Annotated in this window: 24 protein-coding genes; 6 read left to right on the forward strand and 18 right to left on the reverse strand. The window is 68.0% G+C overall.

Annotation, left to right across the window (positions count from 1 at the left end):
* Nucleotides 1–95: 95 nt before the first annotated feature.
* The 4 genes from KBZ33_RS13440 to KBZ33_RS13455 are packed head-to-tail and all read right to left on the reverse strand — an operon-like array spanning nucleotide 96 to nucleotide 3,826.
* Nucleotides 96–839 (reverse strand): type I restriction-modification system subunit M N-terminal domain-containing protein, encoded by a 744-nt coding sequence (locus tag KBZ33_RS13440; protein WP_254953900.1) that lies wholly within the window; start codon nucleotides 837–839, stop codon nucleotides 96–98.
* Nucleotides 840–876: 37 nt separating this feature from the next.
* Nucleotides 877–1,590 (reverse strand): ATP-binding cassette domain-containing protein, encoded by a 714-nt coding sequence (locus tag KBZ33_RS13445; RefSeq protein ID WP_254953899.1) that lies wholly within the window; start codon nucleotides 1,588–1,590, stop codon nucleotides 877–879.
* On the reverse strand, nucleotides 1,590–2,759 hold the full coding sequence (devC, locus tag KBZ33_RS13450) for an ABC transporter permease DevC (protein ID WP_254953898.1): 1,170 nt from the start codon (nucleotides 2,757–2,759) through the stop codon (nucleotides 1,590–1,592). The genes KBZ33_RS13445 and devC overlap by 1 nt, the downstream gene beginning before the upstream one ends.
* The gene (locus KBZ33_RS13455) at nucleotides 2,756–3,826 is read right to left on the reverse strand and encodes an efflux RND transporter periplasmic adaptor subunit (protein WP_254953892.1); all 1,071 of its coding nucleotides are present in this window, start codon (nucleotides 3,824–3,826) and stop codon (nucleotides 2,756–2,758) included. The genes devC and KBZ33_RS13455 overlap by 4 nt, the downstream gene beginning before the upstream one ends.
* A gap of 77 nt (nucleotides 3,827–3,903) precedes the next feature.
* On the opposite strand from KBZ33_RS13455, the gene KBZ33_RS13460 reads away from it, so the two are divergent.
* Complete coding sequence (locus KBZ33_RS13460; RefSeq protein ID WP_254953890.1) at nucleotides 3,904–4,566, forward strand: TVP38/TMEM64 family protein; 663 nt, start codon at nucleotides 3,904–3,906, stop codon at nucleotides 4,564–4,566.
* Nucleotides 4,541–5,440: a class I SAM-dependent methyltransferase gene (locus tag KBZ33_RS13465; protein WP_254953888.1), complete on the forward strand. Its 900-nt coding sequence runs from the start codon at nucleotides 4,541–4,543 to the stop codon at nucleotides 5,438–5,440. The genes KBZ33_RS13460 and KBZ33_RS13465 overlap by 26 nt, the downstream gene beginning before the upstream one ends.
* Here KBZ33_RS13465 and KBZ33_RS13470 read toward each other — a convergent pair.
* From KBZ33_RS13470 to KBZ33_RS13485, 4 genes are all read right to left on the reverse strand, one after another.
* On the reverse strand, nucleotides 5,406–6,572 hold the full coding sequence (locus tag KBZ33_RS13470; RefSeq protein ID WP_254953878.1) for an HlyD family secretion protein: 1,167 nt from the start codon (nucleotides 6,570–6,572) through the stop codon (nucleotides 5,406–5,408). The two genes, KBZ33_RS13465 and KBZ33_RS13470, sit on opposite strands and share 35 nt — an antisense overlap.
* Complete coding sequence (locus KBZ33_RS13475) at nucleotides 6,572–9,511, reverse strand: peptidase domain-containing ABC transporter (RefSeq protein ID WP_254953876.1); 2,940 nt, start codon at nucleotides 9,509–9,511, stop codon at nucleotides 6,572–6,574. Before KBZ33_RS13475 ends, KBZ33_RS13470 begins: the two co-directional genes overlap by 1 nt.
* The gene (locus KBZ33_RS13480) at nucleotides 9,508–10,317 is read right to left on the reverse strand and encodes a peptidylprolyl isomerase (RefSeq protein WP_255011799.1); all 810 of its coding nucleotides are present in this window, start codon (nucleotides 10,315–10,317) and stop codon (nucleotides 9,508–9,510) included. The genes KBZ33_RS13475 and KBZ33_RS13480 overlap by 4 nt, the downstream gene beginning before the upstream one ends.
* Nucleotides 10,318–10,463: 146 nt before the next feature.
* Nucleotides 10,464–10,712 (reverse strand): hypothetical protein, encoded by a 249-nt coding sequence (locus KBZ33_RS13485; RefSeq protein ID WP_254953872.1) that lies wholly within the window; start codon nucleotides 10,710–10,712, stop codon nucleotides 10,464–10,466.
* 56 nt (nucleotides 10,713–10,768) lie between these two features.
* Between KBZ33_RS13485 and KBZ33_RS13490 the strand changes: the two genes are divergently transcribed.
* Entirely contained in the window at nucleotides 10,769–10,990 is a 222-nt protein-coding gene (locus tag KBZ33_RS13490) for a hypothetical protein (protein ID WP_254953870.1), read from the forward strand.
* Between the two features lie 228 nt (nucleotides 10,991–11,218).
* On the opposite strand, the gene ligA is transcribed toward KBZ33_RS13490, so the two are convergent.
* Nucleotides 11,219–13,318 (reverse strand): NAD-dependent DNA ligase LigA, encoded by a 2,100-nt coding sequence (gene ligA / locus KBZ33_RS13495; RefSeq protein WP_254953868.1) that lies wholly within the window; start codon nucleotides 13,316–13,318, stop codon nucleotides 11,219–11,221.
* Nucleotides 13,319–13,321: 3 nt separating this feature from the next.
* Nucleotides 13,322–13,744, reverse strand: coding sequence for a hypothetical protein (locus KBZ33_RS13500; protein WP_254953866.1), 423 nt, complete (start codon nucleotides 13,742–13,744; stop codon nucleotides 13,322–13,324).
* Nucleotides 13,745–13,805: 61 nt separating this feature from the next.
* Here KBZ33_RS13500 and KBZ33_RS13505 point away from each other — a divergent pair, with 61 nt between their 5' ends.
* The 3 genes from KBZ33_RS13505 to KBZ33_RS13515 all read left to right on the forward strand — a co-directional run bounded on the left by KBZ33_RS13505 (nucleotide 13,806) and on the right by KBZ33_RS13515 (nucleotide 15,710).
* Nucleotides 13,806–14,348 carry a SprT family zinc-dependent metalloprotease gene (locus KBZ33_RS13505; protein WP_254953864.1) on the forward strand — a complete coding sequence of 181 codons (543 nt, stop codon included), beginning with the start codon at nucleotides 13,806–13,808 and terminating at the stop codon, nucleotides 14,346–14,348.
* Between the two features lie 129 nt (nucleotides 14,349–14,477).
* Entirely contained in the window at nucleotides 14,478–15,119 is a 642-nt protein-coding gene (locus KBZ33_RS13510; RefSeq protein WP_254953862.1) for a hypothetical protein, read from the forward strand.
* Nucleotides 15,120–15,188: 69 nt separating this feature from the next.
* The gene (locus KBZ33_RS13515; protein ID WP_254953860.1) at nucleotides 15,189–15,710 is read left to right on the forward strand and encodes a DUF1269 domain-containing protein; all 522 of its coding nucleotides are present in this window, start codon (nucleotides 15,189–15,191) and stop codon (nucleotides 15,708–15,710) included.
* On the opposite strand, the gene KBZ33_RS13520 is transcribed toward KBZ33_RS13515, so the two are convergent.
* The 8 genes from KBZ33_RS13520 to rplI form a co-directional block, all read right to left on the reverse strand.
* Nucleotides 15,631–16,149: a hypothetical protein gene (locus KBZ33_RS13520; protein ID WP_254953858.1), complete on the reverse strand. Its 519-nt coding sequence runs from the start codon at nucleotides 16,147–16,149 to the stop codon at nucleotides 15,631–15,633. The genes KBZ33_RS13515 and KBZ33_RS13520 overlap by 80 nt on opposite strands.
* A 90-nt stretch (nucleotides 16,150–16,239) precedes the next feature.
* Nucleotides 16,240–16,839 (reverse strand): chorismate lyase, encoded by a 600-nt coding sequence (locus tag KBZ33_RS13525; protein ID WP_254953856.1) that lies wholly within the window; start codon nucleotides 16,837–16,839, stop codon nucleotides 16,240–16,242.
* A gap of 18 nt (nucleotides 16,840–16,857) precedes the next feature.
* Nucleotides 16,858–17,712, reverse strand: a complete 855-nt coding sequence (locus tag KBZ33_RS13530; protein WP_254953854.1) for a hypothetical protein — start codon at nucleotides 17,710–17,712, stop codon at nucleotides 16,858–16,860.
* Nucleotides 17,713–17,737: 25 nt separating this feature from the next.
* Nucleotides 17,738–19,687, reverse strand: a complete 1,950-nt coding sequence (gene mnmG / locus KBZ33_RS13535; RefSeq protein WP_254953845.1) for a tRNA uridine-5-carboxymethylaminomethyl(34) synthesis enzyme MnmG — start codon at nucleotides 19,685–19,687, stop codon at nucleotides 17,738–17,740.
* Nucleotides 19,688–19,820: 133 nt separating this feature from the next.
* Nucleotides 19,821–20,408, reverse strand: a complete 588-nt coding sequence (locus KBZ33_RS13540; protein WP_255011800.1) for an HD-GYP domain-containing protein — start codon at nucleotides 20,406–20,408, stop codon at nucleotides 19,821–19,823.
* Nucleotides 20,409–20,949: 541 nt separating this feature from the next.
* On the reverse strand, nucleotides 20,950–21,648 hold the full coding sequence (locus KBZ33_RS13545) for a sterol desaturase family protein (RefSeq protein WP_315859203.1): 699 nt from the start codon (nucleotides 21,646–21,648) through the stop codon (nucleotides 20,950–20,952).
* A 137-nt stretch (nucleotides 21,649–21,785) separates the two neighbouring features.
* Nucleotides 21,786–23,189 carry a replicative DNA helicase gene (gene dnaB / locus KBZ33_RS13550; protein ID WP_254953840.1) on the reverse strand — a complete coding sequence of 468 codons (1,404 nt, stop codon included), beginning with the start codon at nucleotides 23,187–23,189 and terminating at the stop codon, nucleotides 21,786–21,788.
* Between the two features lie 121 nt (nucleotides 23,190–23,310).
* Nucleotides 23,311–23,772 (reverse strand): 50S ribosomal protein L9, encoded by a 462-nt coding sequence (gene rplI / locus KBZ33_RS13555; protein WP_254953839.1) that lies wholly within the window; start codon nucleotides 23,770–23,772, stop codon nucleotides 23,311–23,313.
* Nucleotides 23,773–23,810: the final 38 nt, after the last annotated feature.

The raw sequence follows: 23,810 nt of genomic DNA on the forward strand, positions 1-23,810 counted from the left end.
AGAGCGACCAGAGCAGTGAAAGGTGCGCGCTGAGAGGCTGAGCAAATGAGCTGTGCATCAATCATGAAGTGGTGACTGCCTACGTCATGTCAAGCTCAGGCCGGCACACCCCGTGAACGGTTACCTTCGTTGTTGTCTTCGTTGAAGCGGCGAACCAGCTCCTCAAAAACCGTGCCCATGGCGTGGTTGTCGAGCGCCGCTGGGCTCAGATCGATCTGGGGATCGAGGAACTTGCTGATCAGTGTGCCGAGCGAATCCGAGCGCGACAGCGTGGGGATGTGGTTGCGGAACTTGAAGTTCTCAAGGATGTCCTGCACGTTGTCGCTGAAGCCCTCCAGATAGGCCTCGAAATCGGTCCGTAGTTTTTGCTCGCTGCCCCGCGTGGTGAGATCGCGCAGCACGAAGGGAGAAACGTTGTAGAAGGCCTGGCCTGCCGCTGCGCGCAGGGCCGCTTCTTGTTCCTTGATTTCGGCGGCATCGAGCCTGGTCTTGGCTTCCAGCACCCGCGCCTTGGTGGGCTCCAGCACCGCATCCAGCCGCCGCAGCACCGCCATCGGCAGGATCACATCCGGATACTTGCCGCGCTTGAACAGATCGCGCAGCACGTCATCGGCGATGCCCCACAGGAACGACACGATCCGGTTGTGGGTGGCCTGGTCCATCCGACAGTTGCCTTGCCAATGGCCATCACAGTAGGGAGAGCTCACCCCATTGCTCTCAGCCAGCGCTACTGCCCGGCACGCCCGGGCGCCACAGGCGAACTGCAGGTGCTGATGCCGATCGAGGGACTGGCGGGCATCGAAGCCCTGCGGGGCCGCCTCGAGAAAGACCTCGCCCATCCCAACTGCGCCGGCAGAGTGCCCCGGCCATGGCCGCTCAGCTCTCGACCAGCTGGCCGCCCTCGAGGCTGACGATCCGATCGGCGATGTCGAGGATCTTGTTGTCGTGGGTGACCATCACGATCGCGGCGCCGTTGTCGTCCGCCAGCTGGCGGAACAGGTCGACGACGTCGCGGCCGGTGGTTTTGTCCAGGGCGGCGGTGGGTTCATCGGCCAGCAGCAATCGGGGGCTGGGGGCCAGGGCCCGGGCGATCGCTACCCGCTGCTTCTGGCCGCCGGAAAGCTTTTCTGGGAAGTAGTGCTGCCGCTCCGCCAGCCCCACATGGCCGAGCATGGTGGCAGCGCAGTCATCCATCGCTGCCCGGCCCCGAACCAGCCAGGTGGGCGAAACCTCCAGGCCGAAGCGCACGTTCTCCAGGGCCGTCAGGTAGGGCAGCAGATTGTGGGCCTGGAAGATGAAGCCCGCCTGGCGCCGCAGCCGGGTGAGGGCGTCGTTGTCGGCATGGAGCAGCTCCTCCCCCAGCACCTTGAGGCTGCCGCTCTGGGCGGCCCGCAGGCCGCCGAGCATGGTCAGCAGGGTGGTCTTGCCGGAGCCGGAGGGCCCCGTAAGGATCAGGATCTCGCCGGCGTGCACCGTCAGGTTGATGTCGATGAGCACCTGTTTGGCGGTCTCCCCCTCGCCGAACCAGTGGTCGAGATGCTGGAGCTCAATGGGCCGCTCGCGCCCGACTGCAGCGTCCAGCGGCGTCATCAGAAGATGTCGGCGGGGTCGAGCCGCCGCAGCTTGCCGGTGGCCAGCCAGCCCGAACCGGCCGCCATCACCAGGGTCAGGCTGAACACCGCCAGAGCCCGCTGGAGGGTCATCGCGATCAGCAGCGAGGTGGAGCGGGCCAGCAGCGCATAAAGGCCCATGGACAGCAGCAGGCTGGGTAGGAAGGCCAGGGCGGCCAGCAGCAGCGATTCCTGCACGATGATGCCAATGACGAAGCGATCGCTGTAGCCCATCGCCTTCATCGTGGCGTACTCCGGCAGATGGTCACTGACGTCGGAATAGAGGATCTGATACACAATGATGGCGCCGACCACCAGGCCCACCAGCACCCCGAGGTTGAAGATCAGCCCGAAGGAGGTGTTGTTGCGCCAGTGGTCCACCTCCATGTCTTTGAGCTCCTTGAGGGTGAGCACCTTCACCGACGGATCGAGAAAGCTGTTCAAGGTGGCTTGCACCTGCAGCGGGCTGACGCCCGCTTCCAGCTGGATCACACCGAGCTGGATGTCGTCACTGGTCTGATCGGGGAACCAGGTCTTGAAGTTGCTGGCGGAGGTGATCAGGTTGATGTCGGCGGCAAAGGTGAGCCCCATCGTGAACAGCCCATTCACCACGGCCCGGTTGCCGCGCAGCTCGGTGTCATAGAAACCGTCCCGGGCCACCACCTGGCCCACGGGGCCCGCCGCCTTCTTGGAGAGGGTGTCGAAAAAGAGGCCATCGGGCCGCAGCAGTTTGCCCGGATCGGCCGTCACCTCGGGGATGCGCAGGGCCGGATTCTCCGGAGCCAGCCCGAAGATCAGCGCCTGTTTTTTCTCGCGGCTGTCGCGGTTGAGCCAGTCGGTCTTGCCGATGTAGAGGGGCGTCACCGCCTTCACGCCCTGCACCCCCAGGGCCTGGATCAGGCGGCTGCGGGGCAGGTTGAGCGGTTCGCCCAGGTTGGTGTAGCGCCGGCTCACCATCACCAGCTCGCCGTTGAGCCTTTCCAGGGGGCGCTTCTGGCTGGCATAGAGCCCGCTGGCCAGCCCCAGCTGGAAGAACACCAGCACGTTGGCGAAACTCACCCCGGCGATGGCGGCGAGCAGCCGCATCGGTCGATGGCTGGTCTGCCGCCAGGCCAGGGGCGTGCGGCGCAGGGCGGTCAGCGGGTTCATGGCTTCTGGACGCCGCCCAGGACGCGCTCCCGAGCCGCCTCCTGGCTGGCCTTCTGGGCGGCGTTCAGTGGGGCGAACAGCACGTTCACCTGCAGGTAGTTGAGGTGGCTGGCCACCGCTGACTCCTGCGGGGTCAGGCCGATTTTCACCTCCAGCACCCGCCGGTCCAGGTTCTCGCCGGCCTGGCCGCTGAACACGGTCTGGCGGCTGACTTCGCGGGCGATCTCCACCACCGTCCCCTGCACGCTGCGCCCCTTGAAGCCGTCGGCGCTGAGGCTGACCTTCTGGCCCAGGGCGATCAGCGGGCGATCGCTCTGATACACCTCGGCGATCACGCCCATGCGGCTGCTGTCGCCCATCTCCAGCAGGCCGTCATCACCGACTTTGTCGCCCGGCCGGGCATGCACCTTGAACACGGTGCCGGAGAAGGGGGCCAGCACCGTGGCCTTGGCCCGCTCGACCTTGTCCTTGTCCAGCGACGCTCGGCTCTCGCGCAGCTCGGCGGCCAGGGTGCCCTTGGTGGTGATCGCCTCGGCCAGCTGGGCCTTGGCACTGTTCTCGTCGGCTTGCAGCTGCTCGACGCGGTTGGCCGTGGTGGCCCCGCTGGCGAACAGCTGCTCGGCCCGCCGTGCCTCGGCGCTGGCCTGGCCCAGGTCGGCCTCATAACGGGCGATGACGCTGTCCTGGGCGGCCAGCTTGCTCTGGGCCACCCGTATCGCCGCCTGGGCTTTGTTCACGCTGCTCTCGAGCGTGTCGAGGCTTTCGAGCACCGCCAGGGGCTGACCCTTGCGCACCTCCTGGCCCTCCTTCACCAGGATGTCGCGCACCCGGTCGTTGGTCAGGGAACTGGGCACCGACACCTTGCTGATGCCGCCCAGGGGCTCGATCCTGCCCAGGGCGGACACCTGCCGCGGCAGCAGCGGCACGGCCCGCTGGGCCTCAGCCTGTTGCCGTTCGCGCTGCTGCCACAGGCGACTGCCCAGCCCGGCCAGCACCACCAGGGCCAGCAGGGCTGCGATCAGCGGCCAGGGTCCGCCGCCGCCCCGGCGACTGGTGGGCTTGGGCATGGACATGGCGCGATGGCTCCTCGCCTCAGCTGGTTATAGGGCGCTGCCGTGGTCCCGCCCATCGCTACGGTTCGGCCATGGATGGATCGGCCCTGCTCGACCAGCTGCTGCCCGCCCTGCGCTCCCCCCTCGGCGCCCTGGCGTTCGTGCCCCTCTACGCGCTGTGGGTGACCCTGCTGCTGCCGGGGGTCTGGGCCTCGATGCTGGCCGGGGTGCTCTATGGCCCTGTGGCGGGCAGCGTGCTGGTGTTTGCCGGGGCCTGCCTGGGGGCCCAGGCCGTGTTTCTGCTGGGGCGCGGTCGCTGGCGGGGGTGGGCCCGACGCCGCCTGGCCAGGGCGCCGCGGCTGCTGGCGGTGGAGCGGGCGGTGTGCCGCCAGGGCCTGGCCCTGGTGCTGCTCACCCGGCTGTCGCCGGCCTTCCCGTTCAGCCTGCTCAACCTCGCCTACGGCCTCAGTGAGGTGAGCCTGCGGGACTATTCGATTGGCCTGATCGGCATCCTCCCCGGCACCGTGCTCTTCTGTTCCCTGGGGGCGGCGGCAGGCGATCCCAGCCGCTTTGCGGCGCTGCTGGCCGGCCCGTCCGATGGCGTCACGTGGGCCCTGCGCCTGCTGGGGGTGGTTGCCACCCTGGCGGCGGTGCTGCTGGTGGGCCGCCAGGTGCGCCTGGCCCTGGAGGAACGCGGGGTAGCCTCCCACGTTGCGATGCAGGCCAGCGATGGTAACGGCCGAGACTCTCCCTAGCCCCTCCGCCGGCGCTTGTCCCAACTGCGGTGGCGCCAGCCTGACCCTGGTGCGACGGGAGCGGGTGAGCAAGGCCCGGGTGGAGGCTGAACTCGTCCATTGCGGCAGCTGCGACTTCCTGTTCCTGGGCGAGCCCTCCTGGCTGGCGGTGGCCTACGAGGACTCCTTCTACGGCGATACGGGCTACGTCGACCGCAACCTGCACGCCTCGCGCCTGCTGCGGCTGCTGCTGGTGATCGGCCGGCTGGGTCGCTTCGGCCCCAGCGAGCCGGGCTGCGACCTGGGCACCGGCCTGGGCATGCTGCCGCGGCTGCTGCGCGACCACGGCTTCGATTTCCACGGCACCGATGCCTATGCGGCCATGGAACTGATCCGCCCCTTCTGCGAGCTTCCAGGCGATGGACCGATCGGCTGCAAGACGGCCTTCGAGGTGATCGAGCACGTGCCCGGCACCCCCGGGTTCCTGCGTGACGAGGTGGGCGCCACGCCGTTGTTCGTCTTCTCCACCCTGATGCGGCAGGCGGGTGAGATCCCCGATCCCGACTGGTGGTACTACGCCTTCGGCAACGGCCAGCACATCAGCTTCCACAGCCGCCGCAGCTTCGAGGTGGCGATGGCTCAGGCGGGGATGGATCCGGCCTGGCTGGTCTGCATCGATGGGCCGGTGCACCGCCGCGCCCTGCATCTGATCGCCCCGCAGGCCCGCTGGCGGCGGGCGTTCCATGTCGCAGGGTGGCTGGTGAACCGCGGCCTCGACGGGCTGCTGTTGCCGTGGCTGGAGCCCCTGGTGGGGTTACGGACGCGCATCATCCCCGACCACTACCTGGCCATGGAGCGGCTCAGATCTGCCGCAGGGCGTCAGCCTTGTCCTTGAAGTCGCTCAGCAGCAGCTGCAGGTAGGTCACCTTGCGCAACTTGACGTTGGCGGTGAGCGACATGCCCACCTGCAGGGGGAGCACCCTGCCGCTCTTGAGTTTCAGCTGCTGGGAGTTGAGCTGGATGTCCACCGGAAAGCGGTAGAAGTTGTTCATCTGGTCCGGGGGCAGCGCGTCCGAACCGATGCGCCGCACGGTGCCCTGCAGCACGCCGAAATCGGTGGCCGGGAACGAATCGATGCTGATGTCGGCCGGCTTGCCCACCGAGACGAAACCGATCTCCCGGCTGGGCACCTCCACCCGTGCCTCCAGTTTGTCGAAGGGCACCACCTTCATCACCGGCTCGCTGGTCTGGGCCACGAAACCCCTGGAGCGGGGCTTGAGCTCGAACACGACGCCGGCTTCCGGGGCCCGGATGACCTGGTAGCGGATGTTGACGTTGAGTTCGGTCAGCTTGCTGCGCAGGTCGGCCAGCTCGCTCTGGATTTCGCGGATGCCCTGCTGCAGGATCGCCTGCTGGCGCAGCCGGTCGACGCCGCCTTCCTCCAGCTTTCCCTCCACTTCCTGCACCTTGTTGCGCTGGGAGAGGTACTGCAGTTCGGCGGTGGCGCCCTCTTTATTGAGCGTCTCGAGGCGGCTGAGCACGTCCTTCTCCAGCACCAGGCTCTGGCGCAGCACCCGCTGAGCGGTGTCGTTGAACTGCAGGTAACGGTCGAGCTCCACCTGCTTGAGGCGCAGCTGCTGCTGTTTGTACCCGATCGTCTGCTGCATGCTGGCCTGGCGGTCGAGGGTGGTCTCGGTGTCGAGACGCAGCAGCACCTGGCCTTTCTCCACCCGCTCGCCCTCCTTCACCATCACCTCCTCCACCACGCCGCCCACCGGCATCTGGATGTTCTTCACCACCCCCAGGGGCTCGAGCTTGCCCGGTGCGGTGACGATCTCCTCCGTCTGGGCGAAGGCCAGCCAGCCGAGGCCGAACAGGGTCACCCCCATCAGGGTCCAGGTGATCGAGCGGGCCCAGAAGCGCGACTGCTGCAGCACCACGTCGTCGCTGTCGTTGTGGATGCTGCGCTCGAGGCCGTTCTGGGCACGGCGCAGCAGGCCGGCCGGGGTGGGAAACGGGGGAACCATCAGCCCGCCTCCTGTTGGCGATACAGCGCGAAATAGCGTCCCTTCAGGGCCATCAGTTCCTCATGGCTGCCGGTCTCGACGATGGCGCCCTGGTGCATCATCACAATCAGATCGGCGCGGCGGATGGTGGTCAGTCGGTGGGTGATGAAGAACACGGTGCTCTGGCTCATCGCCTCCCGCAGGTTGTCGCACACCTGGCGTTCGGTGTCGTAGTCGAGGGCGCTGGTGGCTTCGTCCATCACCAGCAGCTGGGGCTGGCTCAGCAGGGTGCGGGCGATGGCGATGCGCTGGCGCTGGCCGCCGGAAAGGGAGGCGCCCCGCTCCCCGAGGGGGGTGCTGTAGCCGGCGGAGAGCTCCATGATGAAATCATGGGCGCCGGCGATCCTGGCGGCCTCGACGATGGCGTCGCTGGGGGCCTCCGGGTTGGTCAGGGCGATGTTCTCGCTGATGGTGCCGGAGAAGAGCAGCGGATCCTGGGGGACGATGCCGATCTGGCGGCGCAGGGAATAGAGCTCCACCTTGTCGATGTCGTAGCCGTCCACGAGGATGCGGCCTTTGGTGGGTGAATAGAGGCGTGGCAGCAGCTTCATCAGGGTGCTCTTGCCGCTGCCGCTCTGGCCGACGATCCCGATGAAGGTGCCGGGGGGAACATGCAGCGTCACATTGCTGAGCACCTCGGGTCCGCCGGGGTTGAAGCGGAAGCTGAGGTTCTCGAACACCACGTCGCCCTTCACCGGCGGCAGGGGGATGTGGCTGCGGTCGGCCTCGCTCGATTCCTCCGGGGTGTCCACCACGTCGGCGAGGCGCTCAAACGAGACCCGTAGCTCCTGGATGTTCTGCCAGATGGAGGACAGACGCAGCAGGGGCTGGGTGACATAACCGCTGATGATCCGGAAGGCGATCAGCTGGCCCAGGGTGAGCTCCCCCTTCAGCACCATGGTGGCGCCCACCCAGAGCACCAGCAGCTGGGACAGCTTCTGGAGCACGGAGCTGGTCTCGTTGAGGAAGGTGCCGGTGATGGTCTTCTCGAAGGTGCGGGAGATGTATTTCGCGTACAGCTCCTGCCATTTCCAGCGGCTCACCATCTCCACGTTCTGGGCCTTCACCGTCTGGATGCCGGTGAGCACCTCCACCAGGTGGCTCTGGGTGCGGGCGTTCTCCTCGGCCGCCTGGCGGTACTGGCGCCGGAACAGCGGCGCCCCCAGCAGGGTGAGGCCGATCTGGATGGGCAGCACCGCCAGGGCGATCAGGGTGAGCAGCCAGCTGTAGATCGCCATCACGATGATGTAGATCACCGAGAAGGCCGCATCCAGCAGGGTGATCAGGGCCTGGCCCGTGAGGAAATTGCGGATCTTCTCCAGCTCGGCGATGCGGGTGCCCAGCTCGCCGACGGGGCGCTTGTCGAAGTAGCCGAGCGGCAGGCGCAGCAGGTGGTCGATCACCTCGGCGCCGAGGCGCAGGTCGATGCGGTTGGTGGTGTCGGTGAACAGGAAGGTGCGCAGTGAGCCGATCACCCCCTCCATCAGGGTGACCACCACCAGAGCCATGCCCAGGATCTGCAGCGTGTCGAGGCTGCGCTGCGAGATCACCTTGTCGATGATCACCTGGATCAGCAGCGGGTTGGCCAGGCTGAACAGCTGCACCACGAAGGAGGCCAGCAGCACCTGGAGCAACATGCCCCGGTAGCGCTTCAGGGCCGGCCAGAACCAGCCAGGGCCGAAGGTCTGCTCCGGGGTGTCGATGCTGCGCTCCAGCAGCAGCAGTTCGAGTCCTTCCGGGTAGTTCTCGGCGATCTGGGCCGGGCTCAGCTGCACCCAGCCCTCCGCCGGGGAGGCCAGCCGCAGGCCGGCGGCGTTGCTGGCGGTGGCGATGGCGAAGCCCTCCTTCCAGGGCACCAGGCAAGGGGTGATCAGGCGGGTGGCGGACGCCGCCGGCACCTTGGCGCCGGTGACCAGCAGGCCGAGCATGGCGGCGATCTGGCCGCAGAGTTGCAGATCCGGAGGCTGGCCGCGGCGCATCTTGTCGCGCAGGATCTTGTCCACCGCGTCACGGCGGTAGGGCAGCTCCAGCAGCTTGCCGAGCATCTGGAAGCAGGCCAGGGTCTCCTCCAGCGGTCCGCTGCCCCGCACCAGGGTGAGGTGGCGGTCGGCCCGGTCCTGGCCCAGATCGAGGCTGCTGGGCTGGGCCAGGCCGCCGGCTTCGGTCTCGATGGCCTGGCCCGCCGCAGTGGTGTCCGAGGCCGATGGCGCTGGGACCGCCGCCGCCGCGGGGGTGAGGGCCAGCAGCCGCAGGGGCAGGGGGGGACGGGGCTGGGGCAGCGGTTCTGACGCTGCCAGCAGCGAGCCGATGGCCAGATCGGGGACGTTGGCGCTGGCCAGGAGCAGCTCTTCGCCCTCCTGCAGGGCGATGGGCCCGTCGCTGGTCGGCAACACGCCCCGGGCCCGCAGGCGCAGCTGCTCGATCCTTTCGCGCCAGAGGGGCGGATCGAAGCGGCCCGCGGCGGCCCCATCCCGTTGCTGCAGCAGTTGATGCAGTTCCGCCGTCCAGAGGTGGCGGCCACACCACTGACGCAGTCCCTCTTCGGCCAGCAGCAGTTCGAGCATCAGCGTGTCCGGGACTGCCGTCGCCAGCAGCTCGGAGGCGGCACTCACCGGCTCAATCCCCTCAGCCCGCAACAGAGACACCAACCCCACGATGGCGCCGGGCCCCAGCCGTTCGAGGGTGAAGGGCCGACCGTCCCGTTCCCCCAGCAGCCGGGCCTCACCCTCGTGCAGCACCAGCACGCGGTCGCCGATGCTGCCGGCGCTGCTGAGGTCTTCGCCGACGCGGAACCGGCACGGGCGGGATTCCGCCAGAAGCCGTTCCCGGCCGGCCATGGAGAGGCCGTCGAAGGGCGGCAGGGTGAGCCAGTCGGTGCGTCCAGGGAGCGTGGATGTCATCGCCCCTGCCCCGGCCGCAGCTGCAGGGCCACTTCCTGATCCACCCATTCCTCAAACAGCTCCCGCGCCATCCGTTTCTGCATCTCGTCGTCGAAGCTGGCCGAGCGAAGTGTTTCCAGCCTCACCACCAGCCACCAGCGGTCGATGCGCAGGGGGGGATGGAGCTGGCCCGGACGGCTGGTGCGCAGCAGTTCGGCCAGGGACGGATGGGCTTGAAGCAACGGTACCGGACCCACCACCCCGCGGGTGGAGCGCTCGGGCCCCTTGGCATAGGTGGCCGCCAGCTCGGCGAAATCGGCTTCCCCTTCGGCGATGCGCAGGTAAAGCTCGCGGGCCAGGGCCCCGTCCTCCACCCGCAGCAGGCTGTAGATCACCTGATCGAGCTGGTTCTTGCGGGCCAGGTAACGCTGTTCCGCCCGGTGCAGGAAATGGTCCTGGCAATGGTGTTCGATCCTGGTGGGGAGCTCCGCCTGCCAGAGCACATCGGCTTCTGAGAGTTCGTGCCGCTGCAGGTGGTTCTTCAGATCCTCGGCGGAGCGAAGGCCGTGGTTGCTCCCCCAGGCCTGCTGGGCCTTCTGACGCTCCTCTTCGGCCAGGGTCACCCCGGCCACGGCGTTGGCGATCACCGACTGGCGCAGCAGGGGCAACAGCAACTGGTGGCGGGCCAACTGGCGCCGCAGGTCCCCTGGAATCTCAGGCAGCGGCTCCACCTCCACCATCACGGGCGGCCTGGAGGGCCCCACGGGTGGATCAAGGCTGATGTTGTGGTCCAAGGGGTGGGCGACGGCCACAGGATTGACTTTCACCCAGCCATTCTGGGGCTGAGCCGGCCGATCCAGTTGTATCGGTGGCGCTGCGCCGCAGGCTCAGGAGCGGCGCGGGATCGGCTCGGTTGCTACCACGCTACCGAGCGGCAGGACGAGGGCCTCGATGCTGCCCACCCGCTTCACCTTCAGAACTGAAAGTCATGGCTGTCGGTCTGCCAGGACGGGAGGAAACACACCATCATCACGAACGGAAGTCCGTAGGCCATGGATTCCACGGGAGGAGCGGGAAAATCATTGAGGATGCGGATCTTCACGTCGCTTTCTCTGGCCGGATGGATCGGTACGGGCTGGGGAGCTTCCCCGTCCCGCTGGGTACGGCCGATGCCGGAACGGATCCCGATCCCTTGGCCACGCAGTTTGTCCTGGCTGCCCACCAGTTCGATCCTGGCCTTGCGACCCAGTCGAACCGGTTGAGATCGTTCCCGCCACCGTGGTCGTCGGCCAGCGCTGGCTGCAGTCGATCCTCTGGATCACCGTCTGCATCGCGTCAACGGAATCCCACCGCCCTGCGGGGGGGCTGACTAGTCGGGAGCGGCTGCGCTCCTGCCATCTCTTCCTGGCGACGCTCATCTGCGGCTCCAGGCCACTGACCTGGAACCTCCGGGTGCGTACATCGCCTTCGGCGTTCTCCAGGGCGATGGTGGCCTCCTGAAGCCGCACCACCCCATCCCACTTCAGCTCCGATTGGGGCACGATCAGGTCGCTCTGGCTGGTCACCAGGCGCCGCAGGTCGGGGTTCTGCAGCTGCGCGTTCGGGACGGCGGTGCCCCAGCGCAGGCCGCGCGCCACGCTCCAGCCCAAGGGCCCCCACGACAGCCAAAAGAATCAGTTGCCGTCGTCGCATGGCCCCGCTGCAGACCTGCCGTCGCACTCTGACCATTCAGGTCGGATCGGTCCCCAGCAGCGCCCTCAGGCCCTCCTCATCCAGCACGCTCACCCCAAGGTCGTGGGCCTTGGTGAGCTTGCTGCCGGCCTCCTCTCCCGCCACCACGTGGCTGGTCTTGCGGCTCACCGAACCGCTCACCTTCCCTCCGGCCGCCTCGATCAGGGCCTGGGCGGCGGAGCGGCTCAGGCTGGGCAGGGTGCCGGTGAGCACGAAGGTCTGGCCTGCCAGGGGTGCCGGCGCCGGAGGGCCTCCGCCCCCGGCGGCGTTCGGGTCCTGTACTGCTGCGGCGAGGGAGAAGCCCAGCGCCCCCAGCTGCTGCAGCAGCGACCGATTCGCCGGCGTGGCGAACCACTGCCGCAGGGACTGGGCGATTTCGGCGCCGATGCCGAAGACGGCCGTGAGCGGATCGGGGCCCTCGCCGCTGTCGCCGGCCTGGGCGGCAGCCTCCAGCGTGGTGGCGCTGGCGAAGGCCCGGGCCAGGGCCTTGGCGTTGACCTCGCCCACGTGGTGGATGCCAAGGCCGTACAGCTGCCGGTGCCAGGGCTGCTGCTTGGAGGCCTCCAGCGCAGCCACCAGCTTGGCGGCCGAGGTGTCCCCCATGCGCTCCAGGCTGGCCAGCAGGGCGGCATCAAGGCGGTAGAGGTCGGGAATCGATGCCACCAGGCCCCGGTCCACCAGCTGCTCGATCAGCTTGATCCCCAGGCCATCCACGTCGAGGGCCCCTTTGCCCACCCAGTGGCGCAGGGAACCCCGCAGGATGGCGGGGCAGCCGTTGTTGACGCAGCGGGTGGCGGCCTCCCCCTGCTCCCGCACCAGGGCCGAACCGCATTCCGGGCAGGTGGGGGGCAGCTTCAGCCGGGTCGCCCCCGCCGGCCGCAGCTCTTTGAGCACCCGCACCACCTCGGGGATGATCTCGCCGGCCTTGCGCACCACGATCGTGTCGCCGGCGCAGAGGTCCAGCTCCGCCAGGCGGTCGGCGTTGTGGAGGGTGGCGCGGCCCACGCTGGTGCCGGCCAGGGGCACCGGCTCGAACTCCGCCACCGGGGTGACGACCCCCGTGCGGCCCACCTGGCAGGTGAGGCGCAGCAAGCGGCTGGGGGCCTCCTCGGCGGCGTACTTGAGGGCGATCGCCCAGCGGGGCGCCTTCTGGGTGAAGCCCGCCTCCCCCTGCAGGCGCAGGTCGTCGAGTTTCACCACCACCCCATCGGTGGCGTAGGGCAGGCCGCGGCGCTCCTGCTCCCAGCGGTCGCAGAAGGCCTTGACCGCCGCCAGGTCGGGGCAGAGGGCGCAGTGGGGATTGACGCGGAAACCGGCGGCCTTGAGCCAGCCGAGGGCCTGCCACTGGCTGCGGGGCGCGGCGGGATCCTGGGCCCCGGCCTGCCAGTCCTCGCTCAGGTGCAGGGTGTAGGCAAAGAACGACAGGCCCCGCGCGGCCACCACTTTCGGATCCAGCTGGCGCAGGGTGCCGGCGCAAGCGTTGCGTGGGTTGGCGAAGGGGGTTTCGCCCTGTTCGACGCGCTCGGCGTTGATGGCGGCGAAGGTGGCCTCGGGGATGAAGGCCTCGCCGCGCACCTCCACCCAGGCCGGGGGCGACGCCAGCTCCAGCCGCAGCGGCACGCTGCGGATCGTGCCCACGTTGGCGGTGATCTCCTCCCCCCGCTCCCCGTCCCCCCGGGTGGCGGCCCGCACCAGCACCCCGTGCTCGTAGCTCAGGGCCAGGGCGTTGCCGTCGATCTTGAGTTCGCCCACCATCGGCAGGGCCGGCACCGGGGAGCCCTCCTGGGGTTCCCGGTCGAGCACCTTGAGCAGGCGGCCGTACCAGACGTCGAGTTCATCGTGGGAAAAGGCGTTGTCGAGGCTCAGCAGGGGAATCCTGTGGGCCACGTTCGTGAAGCCATCGGCTGGGGCTCCCCCCACCCGGCGGGTGGGACTGTCGGGCCGGATCAGCGCCGGATCAGCCTGCTCGAGCGCCACCAGTTCCCGGTAGAGCCGGTCATAGACCGGATCCTCCATGACCGGAGCATCGAGAACGTAGTAGGCATGGGCGGCGCGGTTGAGCAGGCGCCGCAGTTCTTCTGCCCGGGCTTGGGCCACGGCTCAGGCGGCCGCCAGCCGGGTGATGCGATCCACGCGCCAGGCCTCTTCCACCTTCACGAAGGTGAAGTCGAGGGGAAGTTCCTCCTTGGCGTCGGTCTTGAGCTTGACCGTCAGGATCACCTGGCCCTCCTGCAGCCGGGGCCGGCCGGACTTGAGGTTGCGGTACTTGTTGAGCTGCAGCCCAGCCAGGAAGCGGATGAACTGTTGGCGGTTGACGTGGGAGCGGTAGTTGCGGGTGGTGAGCAGGTAGGCCCCGTCCACCTGGCCGGAGGCCACCTGGGTGAAGAACTGCTTGATCAGCGGATTGATGCCCCGGGCGCTGAGCACCAGCCGGACCGCCGAGATGGTCCAGTACAGAAGCAAGCCACCGGCTCCCGCCAGCAGGAGCTTGGTGCCGATGTCGCGGGCCAGTCCCCAGTCCATGGTGATCCCATCCGTTCGCAGCGTTGCAGAGTCTGACGGACGACCCCACCAGAATGGGCCGATGCCCCTGGAACCGCTGCTGCCCCTGTTCCACCGGCTCAATCGCGAGCACTTCGACGGCCAGCTCACCCGCGGGGACAGACCGCTGGTGGACGTGCGCTGGAGCGACGGCCGCCTCACCCGCACCGCCGGCTTCTACCGGCGGGGGCGTCTCGCCGACGGGCGTGACCTCTGCGAGATCGTCCTCTCCCGGCCCCTGCTGGAACCGTTGCCCCGGCAGGCCACCCTGGGCACCCTCTGCCACGAGATGATCCACGCCTGGGTGGACCGGGTGCTGGTGGTGCAGGAGGCGCACGGCCCCCAGTTCCGGGCCCGGATGGCGGCGATCAACCAGGCCCAGGCCGGCTTTCAGGTGAGCCTGCGGCACCGCTACCCCCTGCCGGTGGTCGCCAGCCGCTGGATCGCCCGCTGCCCGCGTTGCGACAGCCGGACGCCCTACCAGCGCCGCCGCCAGGGCCTGGCGTGCCGCCACTGCTGCGAGCGCCTGCATGGCGGCCGCTGGGATGCGAGCTGTCTGCTGGTGTTCGAGCCCGCCACCGCCTAGGTTCTGGCGCAGGTGTTGGGGCCGATGGCGACGTTTCTGTGGACCCTGGAATGGGGTGGCTTCACCATCGCCCTGGTGGGCATGGGGCGCGAACACTGGCTCTCCGGTCGGCGCCGTTAAAATCTCCTGATGCCTGCAACGGATCAGGGCTACGGCCGAGAACGCGACCCCAGAGAACGGGAATTTCGAGACCGCGAGGAGCGCGAGCTTGAACCGACCCGGCGGCCACGGGGCGGAGCCGACCCCCTGGATCAGCGGGTCGATCGCTGGGTGACGGCGGGCCGCCAGTTCGTCGAGGGGGTGGCGGGTTCTCGGCCCGGCGGTCGTCCGGCTCCGCGGGGTGCCGAGCGCCGGGCCCAGCTGCGGCCTCGCATGGATGAGTTCGGCCGCTGGGTGGAAGGGCGCCTCGACTGGCTGCTCGATGACGGGGACGACTGGCGTGAACCCTGGCAGGAGTCCGAGCGCAGCGCCCCTGAGTCACCGCCGCCACCGCCGCCCACCGCATCGGGTCGCCCACGCCGCCAGGGGCTGGAGGCCGTGTCGCGGCGAGGCCGGCCGGGGGTGCCCCTTGTTCAGCCGCCGGGCCCAGAACCCCGGCCCAGCCAAGGCACCGGCACGGACGGCGACGCCGACTGGCCCGATGACGCCAGTTTCAGCTTGCCCCGCTGGCAACGTCCCGAGCCCGGCGAGCCTTCCGCCCCCCCGGAACCGGCGTCCAACCCACCGCTCGAAGGCCGGCCCTTGCCGCGCTCCAGCCGTCGGCGCTCCTAGGGGCTGGAACACCGCCATCTAGGGCGAAAGTGGGTTAGGAATGCTTTTGCAATCGCGAACATGTCTGCCATGAGCAGCCTGGTGGTCGTTGGGTTTCCGACCGTGGCGGAGGCGGATCAGGTCCGGCTCCAGCTGGTGGAGATCCAGAAGGAGGAGCTGATCGCCCTGGAGGATGCCGTGGTGGTGGAGGCGGAGCTGGACGGCAAGGTGCGCCTGCACCAGTCGCTCAACCTCACCAAAGCCGGTGCCCTCGGCGGTGGCTTCTGGGGCACCCTCGTGGGTCTGCTGTTCCTCAACCCCCTGCTCGGGGCCGCCGTGGGGGCGGGGCTGGGGGCAGCTTCAGGCTCCCTCTCCGATCTGGGCATCAACGATGGCTTCATGCGCGAGCTGGGAGAAACCCTCCCCCCCGGTAGTGCGGCCCTCTGCCTGCTGCTGCGTGATGCCACCCCCGATCGGCTGATCGACCGCCTGAGGATTCACGCCCCCCACGCCAAGCTGCTGCGCACCAACCTCAGCACGACCGACGAGGACCGGCTGCGTCAGATGCTCGAGCAGGCGAGCAAGCAGGCCCAGGGACTGCGGTTGTCCTGAGCGTCGGGTTGACCCGGAAACTGCAGCCCCGCTGACGCAGTTCCCTGTTCACCGGTTTCACCAGGTCGTGGGGAACCTCATTGGCCATCTCTTCCACGGAGATGCTGATCGAGGGTGAACCGTGCTGCAGGGCACTGAGCAGATCCGCCCACAGGCTCACCATCGTGCGCTGGGCCTGGGGCACCAGCCCCAGCCTCTCCAGGTGGGGGGCACATCCCTGGTGCAGCCAGAGGCTGGAATGGTGATGGCCGGGTTGGGGACGCATCGCCAGGCCGGCCGCCAGGGCCTCGGAGGTGGGCTCGCCGCTGCGGCGGCGCAGGCCGGAGGTCACCAGCAGTTTCCCCGTGTGGACGGCAGAGACGCCGTAGCGGCGGCCCAGTTCGGTGAGGGTGAGCCAGTCCCCTCCCGGCGGGGTCTGGGCACAGTGGCGGGTGGACATGGAGGCGAAATCGAGTAACTGAATCCTGGCGAACTACCCTGGAGCGTCAATTCGTCAACAGGAAACCGCCACACCGTGTTACCGAATTGATCAGTCTTTACGAACATTTCTTCTTTCGGCCGGACCCAGCCAGTGCTCCAGGGCCGGGGAGAACACTTCCCGGATCACGGTGAGTTCCCTCCCCTGGCGAAAGAAGCGGTAGTGCCGGCTCCAGCAGGGACCGTCGCAGCCGAAGCGCTGCTCCAGCCACGCTTCCTGCACCTGGCCAACACCATCCACCTCCCGGTACAGCTCCGCCCGCCCTGCCGAGAGGCTGCGCCAGATCGGCAGGCGGCGATCCAGCAGATGCGCTTCCGCCTCGGCCTGGTTCCACCAGCTCTCCGCCCAGCCCAGGGCCTGCGCCCCGCAGGTGAGCCACACCTGTCGCCGGAGCAGGGGCTCCGCCAGGTGGGCCACCTCCGCTGGGGCCCCGGCGGAGCCCCCCGGTTCGGAAGCCATGGCAATCAGTTCCACTTCCACCGGCAGGCCGGTGAGTAGCTGCAGGTGCCGGGTCGGACTGCCGTCGCCGAGGAGTAACAGCTTCCAGGGCCCAGTGAGTTCCCTGCCGGCCGGAAGCTCCTCAGCGGCGGCGGCGCTGGCCTGCCACAGAACGCTGGGGGACGGCCAGAGGCCGCCGGAGTCAGGGGTCATGGCGGGCCGGGAGGCGGGTCAGTAGCCGTTGCTGATCGAGAGGCGCCGCACCTCACCACCCCGCTCGATCAGGGCGGCGTCGCCATCGGCGGAGCGAAGGCGCCAGCCGCTGCCCCCGATCGCTTCGCCGGCGTTGACGCTGGTGGAGCTTCCCCCCATCTGGAAGATCGCCGCAGCGGCTCGGCCCGCCGATCCCACGACACCGACCAACTCGGGCACGGCACCTCCACCGGTCGGGGCGTCACTGCGTTCGGCGTGGCCACCACCACCGCTGGCAGGGGGGGCCGCGGCGGCCAGTTTCGGGCTCACCGGCACCCGCAGGACCGGGGCCCTTGCCCCCTCCTGCTGGGGCAGCTGGGACAGCTGCTCGATCCAGGGTTCGTCCGGGGGCGGCGGCAACGGGTCGCCAGAGAGTGGCAGAAGGGGCTGCCCGCCGCTGGTCAGGTCGGTGCCTCCTACGGCCCCGAGCGGGGCCGGATGGGCCGGCCCGAGGCTGCGCAACCGTTCCACCAGCAACAGGCTGCGCTCCTGGGTGAGCGCCTGCTGCATGCGGCTGGAATGGGTCAGGTACAGCACGGAGCTGGCGACGCTGATCATGCAGACACCGCCCATCGCCGTCAGCAGCAGGGTGTGGCGGTCGGGCCGGGTTGGGGCGGTGGCCGCCGCAGGGGCTGGCTTGGTCGGTCGGCCCCGAAGCCGGTGGATGGGGGTGGCCACCGGCAGTGGCGCAGGGGGCTCGGCCTGGGCCGCCACAGCGAGATCAATGGTGGCGTCAGGGTCGAAGACCCGATTCATCATCTGCTCGGCCTTCAGCTCCCAGTAGGCCCGGGAGGTGGGGATGCCCCGCAGGGGGCGCCGAGGGGAGGGGCTCACGTGCAGTCCTCGGCTAAGGCGTGCGTCACTGTACCGATGGTTCAGCGGTCTGACGAGGGCCGGGCGGCGACTTCCGCCGCTCCAGCTCCAGCCAGAGCAGCAGGGCGTTGACATCGGCGGGACTCACCCCGGGGATGCGCGAGGCCTGCCCGAGGCTGCGGGGCTGGATGGCCGTCAGTTTCTCGCGGGCCTCCGCCGAGAGGGTGCGGATGCCGGCGTAAGCGACGCCGGCGGGGATGGCCCGCCCGAGCTGGCGCCGGACCCTCTCGATCTGCTGTTCCTGGCGGGCCAGGTAGCCGCTGTATTTGATGTCGATCTCGGCGCCATCGCGCACGTCGGCCGGCAGGTCCGGATCACACAGCCCCAGCCGTGCCAGATCCGGGCCGTGCAGGCCCGGCCGGCGCAGCAGGTCGGCCAGGGTGATCGAGCCGTTGATGCCGGCGCCGGTACAGGCGGTCACGGCGCTGGCGGCCGGATCGGAGGCCTTGAGGCGCACCGTCTCCAGTCGCTGTTTCTCGGCGTCGATAGCGGCCTGCTTGGCTTCGAACAGGCGCCAGCGGCGTTCGTCGATCAGGCCCAGCTGGTGGCCGAGGGGCGTGAGGCGACGGTCAGCGTTGTCGCCGCGCAGCACCAGCCGGTACTCGCTGCGGCTGGTGAGCACCCGGTAGGGCTCCTTGAGGTCCTGGGTCACCAGGTCGTCCACCAGGGTGCCGATGTAGCTCCCCTCCCGGGGGAAATGCACGGGATCCTGGCCCCCCAGCAGGCGGGCGGCATTCAGCCCGGCCACCAGCCCCTGGGCGGCGGCCTCCTCGTAGCCGGTGGTGCCGTTGAGCTGGCCGGCTGAGAACAGGCCCCGCACCCGTTTGGTCTCCAGGGAGGGCTCCAGTTGGGTCGCCGGCAGGATGTCGTAGTCGACGGCGTAGGCGGGACGCAGCATCACGCAGGTCTCCAGGCCGGGAAGGGTGCGCAGCAGGGCCAGTTGCAGGGATTCGGGCAGGCCGGTGGAGAAGCCCTGGACGTAGAGCTCGGGCGTGTCCCGTCCCTCCGGCTCCAGGAAGATCTGGTGGCTGTCCTTGTCGGCGAAGCGCACGATCTTGTCCTCGATCGAGGGGCAGTAGCGAGGGCCCTTGCTGTCGATGAAGCCGCCGTAGATGGGCGTGAGATGCAGGTTGTCGCGGATCAGCTGGTGGGTGGCCGCCGTGGTGCGGGTGATGTGGCAGGCCATCTGCTCGCCGCTCACCCGGGCGGTGGGATCGAAGCTGAAAAAGCGATCGGCGGCGTCGCTGGGCTGTTCCTCGAGGCGATCCAGGGCCACGCTGCGCCGGTCGACGCGGGCGGGGGTGCCGGTCTTGAGCCGGTCGGTGCGGAACCCCAGCGCCTGCAGCGCTTCGGTGAGCCCTTCGGCCGGCTGCTCACCGGCCCGGCCCGCCGCCATCGAGCGGTTGCCCACCCAGATGCGGCCGCCGAGGAAGGTGCCGGTGGTGAGGATCACGGCGCCGGCACCGTAGACGCTGCCGAAGTAGGTGTTCACGCCGATCACCCTTGCCCCGGGTGGATTGTCGGGATCCCCTTCCACCTCCAGACCCGTCACCATCGCTTCGCGCAGGGCGAGGTTGGGGGTGTGCTGCAGCAGCTGCAGCATCTGGCGGGCGTACTGGCGCTTGTCCGTCTGGGCCCGCAGGGCCCAGACGGCGGGGCCGCGGCTGGCATTGAGCAGCCGTTTCTGCAGGGCGGTGGCATCGGCCAGCCGGCCGATCACCCCCCCCAGGGCGTCCACTTCATGCACCAGCTGGCTCTTGGCCGGGCCACCCACGGCCGGGTTGCAGGGCTGCCAGGCGATCCGATCGAGGTTGAGGCTGAACAGGGCGGTGGACACTCCCAGCCGGGCGGCGGTGAGGGCCGCCTCGCAGCCGGCATGGCCGCCGCCGACCACGATCAGGTCGAAGCATTCGGTGGGGTCTGCGCTCAGGGCCATGAATGGAATGTATGGCGCTGCAGGGGTGGGTGGCGTGGAGCTTCAGGCCAGCAGGGCGCGGGTTCAGGCATCCTGGAGGCGGCCCTGGATGGCTTCCCCCGCGCCGCGCCGCCGCTTCACGGCAGCCACGCAGTCAGCAGCACTGTCCCGCCGCCACCAGTCGGTCGAGTTCCGCGTTAGCCAGGTCCATGGTCCAGGCCTCTTTGTAACGCCGATGGCTGGTCAAGGCATCGAGCACATCGGCCACCGCGATGATCCGGGCCTCCAGGGGGATGGCCTCACCCCTGAGGCCCAGGGGATAGCCGGAGCCATCGAGTTTTTCATGGTGGCTCGACACGAGGTTCTTCATCATGGCCGAGTCGGGTGGACCTTCAAGACCAAACTCACCCACCACTCTCTGTAGAATCTCCATGCCTTTTTGCGCATGGGTTTCCATTGACCGACGTTCATCGGCATCCAGGCGACCGGATTTGAACAGGATTCGATCGGGAATGCCGATCTTGCCGATGTCATGCAGGGGCGCGAACAAGTAAAGATATTCGATGGATTCATCGCTCAAGTTGTGGCTCTGTTGGAGCTCGCAGGCGATCAGCCGTGCGTAGTGGGCCATGCGCTCAAGATGGGCGCCGGTTTCAAAGTCCCGGAGGTTGGCGAACTCCTGAGTCACCTGGGCCGAAGCCGTGATCGAATGCACCAGATTCAGCTTGCTGCTGATCAGCATATTGATCAGAGAAGCGATCAAAGAGAGTTTCCGCTGTACACTTTCGGTGAAAACAGCGGGCTTCAGTGAATCGAAGAAGAGAAAACCGATGAACGAACCCTTGTCGAGTAATGGAACGGTCAGCGAAGAGCGGGAGCCCTCGTTCAGCAGCCAGGCCGAGTGCTAGGTGTTGCCGCGCACCGCCGTCGAGATGGTATCCAGCACGCGGACGGACCGACCTGTGGCCAGGTAACTGAGTGACTGGCTTTTGGAGAGATGGAACGCATGGCCGCTGATCGCCTCTCCCGTGCGGGTGCTGTTAACGAACGTTTTTAATCAATCAACTTGGGGGTCGTAAAGTGCAACAGCCACCCGATCCCCATCAGGTGTCATTTCCTTCCATTGCTGATGCAGTTGCCGCAGTCTTTGATTGAGGGCCTGCCCCAGGGAGGGGACCTCAGCCCCTGCCCTAGCTCCAGCTCCCGAGCTCCCATCACTGTGGATTGGGCAAGGTCGCGGGGTCATCGCCTGGACACCAAGACTCTGAATTCATTCAGACGCTTCACGGAGCGCCCCTGTCCAGATCCCTCTGGCGGGCCGCCCCGGGCAGGGCCACGGCGTCGGGCTGCAGCGACGCGGCATAGGCGGGATCCTCGCTGCCGAACACCCGATCCCAGAAGGTGAAGTAAAGCCCGAAATGCTTGCTGTGGCGACGGTGGTGGATGGAGTGGTGGGCGGGGCCGATCAACCAGCGGCCCAGCCAATGGTGGGGGAAGTGCAGCGGCAACACCTCCAGGCCCAGATGGTTCACCACCGCCCACACCGTCATCGTGGTGAGCACCGCCAGCAAGGTAATGAAATGCAAAGGAATCAGCATCACGACCCCGATCAGGAACAAGGCCTGAACCACAGCTTCAAGCGGGTCAAAGGCGAAGGAGGTCCAGGGCGTGGGCTGACGCGATCGGTGGTGCCCCTGGTGAAACCAGGGAAACAGTTTTGGATGGTGAAACAGCCGGTGGGTGGCGTAGAAGTAAGCGTCCTGCAGCACGAGCACGGCCAGATAGCTGATCGGCAGTACCCACCAGTTGTCTGCCTGAATCTGGCCGTGGAGCCTGGTCAGTCCCTGTTCGTGCAGCGTCATGGTCACGGCGGTGGCGAGGGCGAAGATCCCCGTCGACAGGACGGAGAGCTGGATGTCGTTGAGGACGGATCCGTTCGCCGGCTGACGGCAATAGAGGAGCCAGTGGGCAAAGCCTGCCATGAGCAGATAGCGCGCTAAAATAATGCCGAAAAACGTAAAAACGTAAAACCAGAAAGAATGATGCTGCATGTATATCTTGCCGATGCCTTGGTGCTGAGGTTACTGGCACCTTCACGGCAGCGATACGGCGGATATCCCTATGCGGCCAGATTGCGGAAACGGGTGAACTGGGGTTCGAACAGCAGCTTGACGGTGCCGACGGGGCCGTTGCGGTGCTTGGTGACGATGACTTCGGTGATGCCGCGGTCGGCGGTTTCGGGATTGTAATACTCGTCGCGGTAGATCATCAGCACCAGGTCGGCGTCCTGCTCGATCGAGCCCGATTCCCGCAGGTCGCTGAGCATGGGGCGTTTGTTGGTGCGGGACTCCACGCCGCGGCTGAGCTGGGAGAGGGCGATCACGGGCACGTGCAGCTCCCGGGCCATGCCCTTGAGGCCCCGGGTGATGCGGGAAAGCTCCTGAACGCGGTTGTCGGAGGTGCCCTCCATCAGCTGGAGATAGTCGATCACGATCAGGCCGAGTTCCTTGCCGGTTTCGGCCATCAGGCGCCGGCAGAGGGAGCGCATTTCGAGCACGCCCGAATTGGGCTTGTCATCGATGAACAGGGGCAGCTGGCCGAGGCTGTTGATGCCCTGGCCCAGCAGGGGCCATTCCTCCTGCTGCAGGCGACCGGTGCGAAGGCGCCCGCTCTCGATGCCCACCTCCATCGAGAGCAGGCGGTAGGTGAGCTGTTCCTTGCTCATCTCCAGGCTGAACACGCAGACCGGCAGCTGGTGCAGCTGGGCCACGTTCTTGGCGATGTTCAGCACGATGGAGGTCTTGCCCATGGCCGGGCGCCCGGCGACGATGATCAGATCGCTGCGCTGCAGGCCCTGGGTGATGGCGTCGAGGTCGTAGAAGTTGACCGGAATGCCGGCGACGGCGGTGCCGAGGGAGCGGCTCTCGATCTCGTTGAAGGTGCTGGTGAGGATCTCGGCGGTAGGGGTGAGGCCGGAGGTGGGCTTCTCCTGGCTGATGGCGAAGATCTTCTGCTCGGCCTCATCGAGCACCTGCTCCATGGGGATGCTCTGGTCGAAGCCCAGGCGGATCACGTCGTTGGCGGAGCGGATCAGCTGCCGGCGCAGGTGCTTGTCCATCACCAAACGCGCCACCTGGTCGATGGAAGCGGTGGAGAGGGTGCGCTCCACCAGCTCGACGAGCCGGGCACTGCCGCCCACCTTGTCCAGCTGGCCGGTGTCGGCGAGCCAGGCCGCCATCGCCGTGAGATCGGTGGGTTTGCCCTGGCTGTGCAGCATCAGGGCGGTGCGATAGATCTCGCGGTGGGCGCCGAGATAGAAAGCCTCGGGACGCAGTACGTCGGCGACGCGGCCGATGGCGTCGGGATCCAGCAGGATGCCGCCGAGCACCGACTCCTCCGCCTCCAGGTTCTGGGGGGGAACGGAATCGGGCAGGGGCTCGAAACCGGCCTGTTCGGCACGCTTGGCCGCTGGCCTCGGCCCATCGGGCGTGGGGGGATCGGATCCAGCCAGGGGCACGCTCACCTTGGACGCAACATCAGAACGCGACGCACGCAACGTGAAGCCGGATCGGTCGGGATCTGGCGCCAGTGAGAGGAATCACTCTGGTGCCCGGAGCGGAAAAAATCGGTTCGCGGCCGGCTGATCAGTAGCTGACCACTTCCAGGTTGACGTCGGCGACGACCTCTGGGTGCAGCTTGATCTGCACCTTGTAGGAGCCGGTGCGGTGGATCTCGGGAACAGTGATGACGCGGCGGTCGACCTCTTTCTTGGTGGCCGCCTCGATGGCTTCGGCCACGTCGCCGTTGGTCACGGTGCCGAACAGGACGTCATCGCCACCGGTCTGCTTCTTGACGGTGAAGCGACCGATGGTATCGAGGGCGGTGCGGAAGGCGACGGCCTCGGCTTTGAGGGCCGCCTGGCGCTCGGCCTCCTTGGCCCGCCGGTGCTCCACCTGCCGCAGCACGGCGGCGGTGACGGCCAGGGCCTTGCCGGTGGGGAGCAGGTAGTTACGGGCGTAGCCGGGGGCCACTTCCACCAGGTCCCCGTTCTTGCCCAGGGACAGGATGTCCTCGCCCAGGACCACCCGCACACGCTTTTTGACCATGACAACGCCCCGGCTGAGCCAGCTGAAATCCGATCAAC

Source organism: Cyanobium sp. Cruz-8D1 (assembly GCF_024345975.1).
Classification (GTDB): Bacteria; Cyanobacteriota; Cyanobacteriia; order PCC-6307; family Cyanobiaceae; genus Cyanobium.

Excerpts from the sequence above, each read along its gene's own strand:
- KBZ33_RS13500 (WP_254953866.1), bottom strand. The coding sequence starts at position 13,744 with ATGGACTGGGGACTGGCCCGCGACATCGGCACCAAGCTCCTGCTGGCG.
- devC (WP_254953898.1), bottom strand. The coding sequence starts at position 2,759 with ATGAACCCGCTGACCGCCCTGCGCCGCACGCCCCTGGCCTGGCGGCAG.
- KBZ33_RS13540 (WP_255011800.1), bottom strand. The coding sequence starts at position 20,408 with ATGCTGATCAGCAGCAAGCTGAATCTGGTGCATTCGATCACGGCTTCG.
- KBZ33_RS13470 (WP_254953878.1), bottom strand. The coding sequence starts at position 6,572 with ATGGTTCCCCCGTTTCCCACCCCGGCCGGCCTGCTGCGCCGTGCCCAG.
- KBZ33_RS13525 (WP_254953856.1), bottom strand. The coding sequence starts at position 16,839 with ATGACCCCTGACTCCGGCGGCCTCTGGCCGTCCCCCAGCGTTCTGTGG.
- KBZ33_RS13445 (WP_254953899.1), bottom strand. The coding sequence starts at position 1,590 with ATGACGCCGCTGGACGCTGCAGTCGGGCGCGAGCGGCCCATTGAGCTC.
- KBZ33_RS13455 (WP_254953892.1), bottom strand. The coding sequence starts at position 3,826 with ATGCCCAAGCCCACCAGTCGCCGGGGCGGCGGCGGACCCTGGCCGCTG.
- KBZ33_RS13515 (WP_254953860.1), top strand. The coding sequence starts at position 15,189 with ATGAGCAGCCTGGTGGTCGTTGGGTTTCCGACCGTGGCGGAGGCGGAT.
- KBZ33_RS13465 (WP_254953888.1), top strand. The coding sequence starts at position 4,541 with ATGGTAACGGCCGAGACTCTCCCTAGCCCCTCCGCCGGCGCTTGTCCC.
- KBZ33_RS13475 (WP_254953876.1), bottom strand. The coding sequence starts at position 9,511 with ATGACATCCACGCTCCCTGGACGCACCGACTGGCTCACCCTGCCGCCC.
- KBZ33_RS13520 (WP_254953858.1), bottom strand. The coding sequence starts at position 16,149 with ATGTCCACCCGCCACTGTGCCCAGACCCCGCCGGGAGGGGACTGGCTC.
- rplI (WP_254953839.1), bottom strand. The coding sequence starts at position 23,772 with ATGGTCAAAAAGCGTGTGCGGGTGGTCCTGGGCGAGGACATCCTGTCC.
- KBZ33_RS13505 (WP_254953864.1), top strand. The coding sequence starts at position 13,806 with ATGCCCCTGGAACCGCTGCTGCCCCTGTTCCACCGGCTCAATCGCGAG.
- KBZ33_RS13510 (WP_254953862.1), top strand. The coding sequence starts at position 14,478 with ATGCCTGCAACGGATCAGGGCTACGGCCGAGAACGCGACCCCAGAGAA.
- KBZ33_RS13460 (WP_254953890.1), top strand. The coding sequence starts at position 3,904 with ATGGATGGATCGGCCCTGCTCGACCAGCTGCTGCCCGCCCTGCGCTCC.
- mnmG (WP_254953845.1), bottom strand. The coding sequence starts at position 19,687 with ATGGCCCTGAGCGCAGACCCCACCGAATGCTTCGACCTGATCGTGGTC.
- KBZ33_RS13545 (WP_315859203.1), bottom strand. The coding sequence starts at position 21,648 with ATGGCAGGCTTTGCCCACTGGCTCCTCTATTGCCGTCAGCCGGCGAAC.
- KBZ33_RS13440 (WP_254953900.1), bottom strand. The coding sequence starts at position 839 with ATGGGCGAGGTCTTTCTCGAGGCGGCCCCGCAGGGCTTCGATGCCCGC.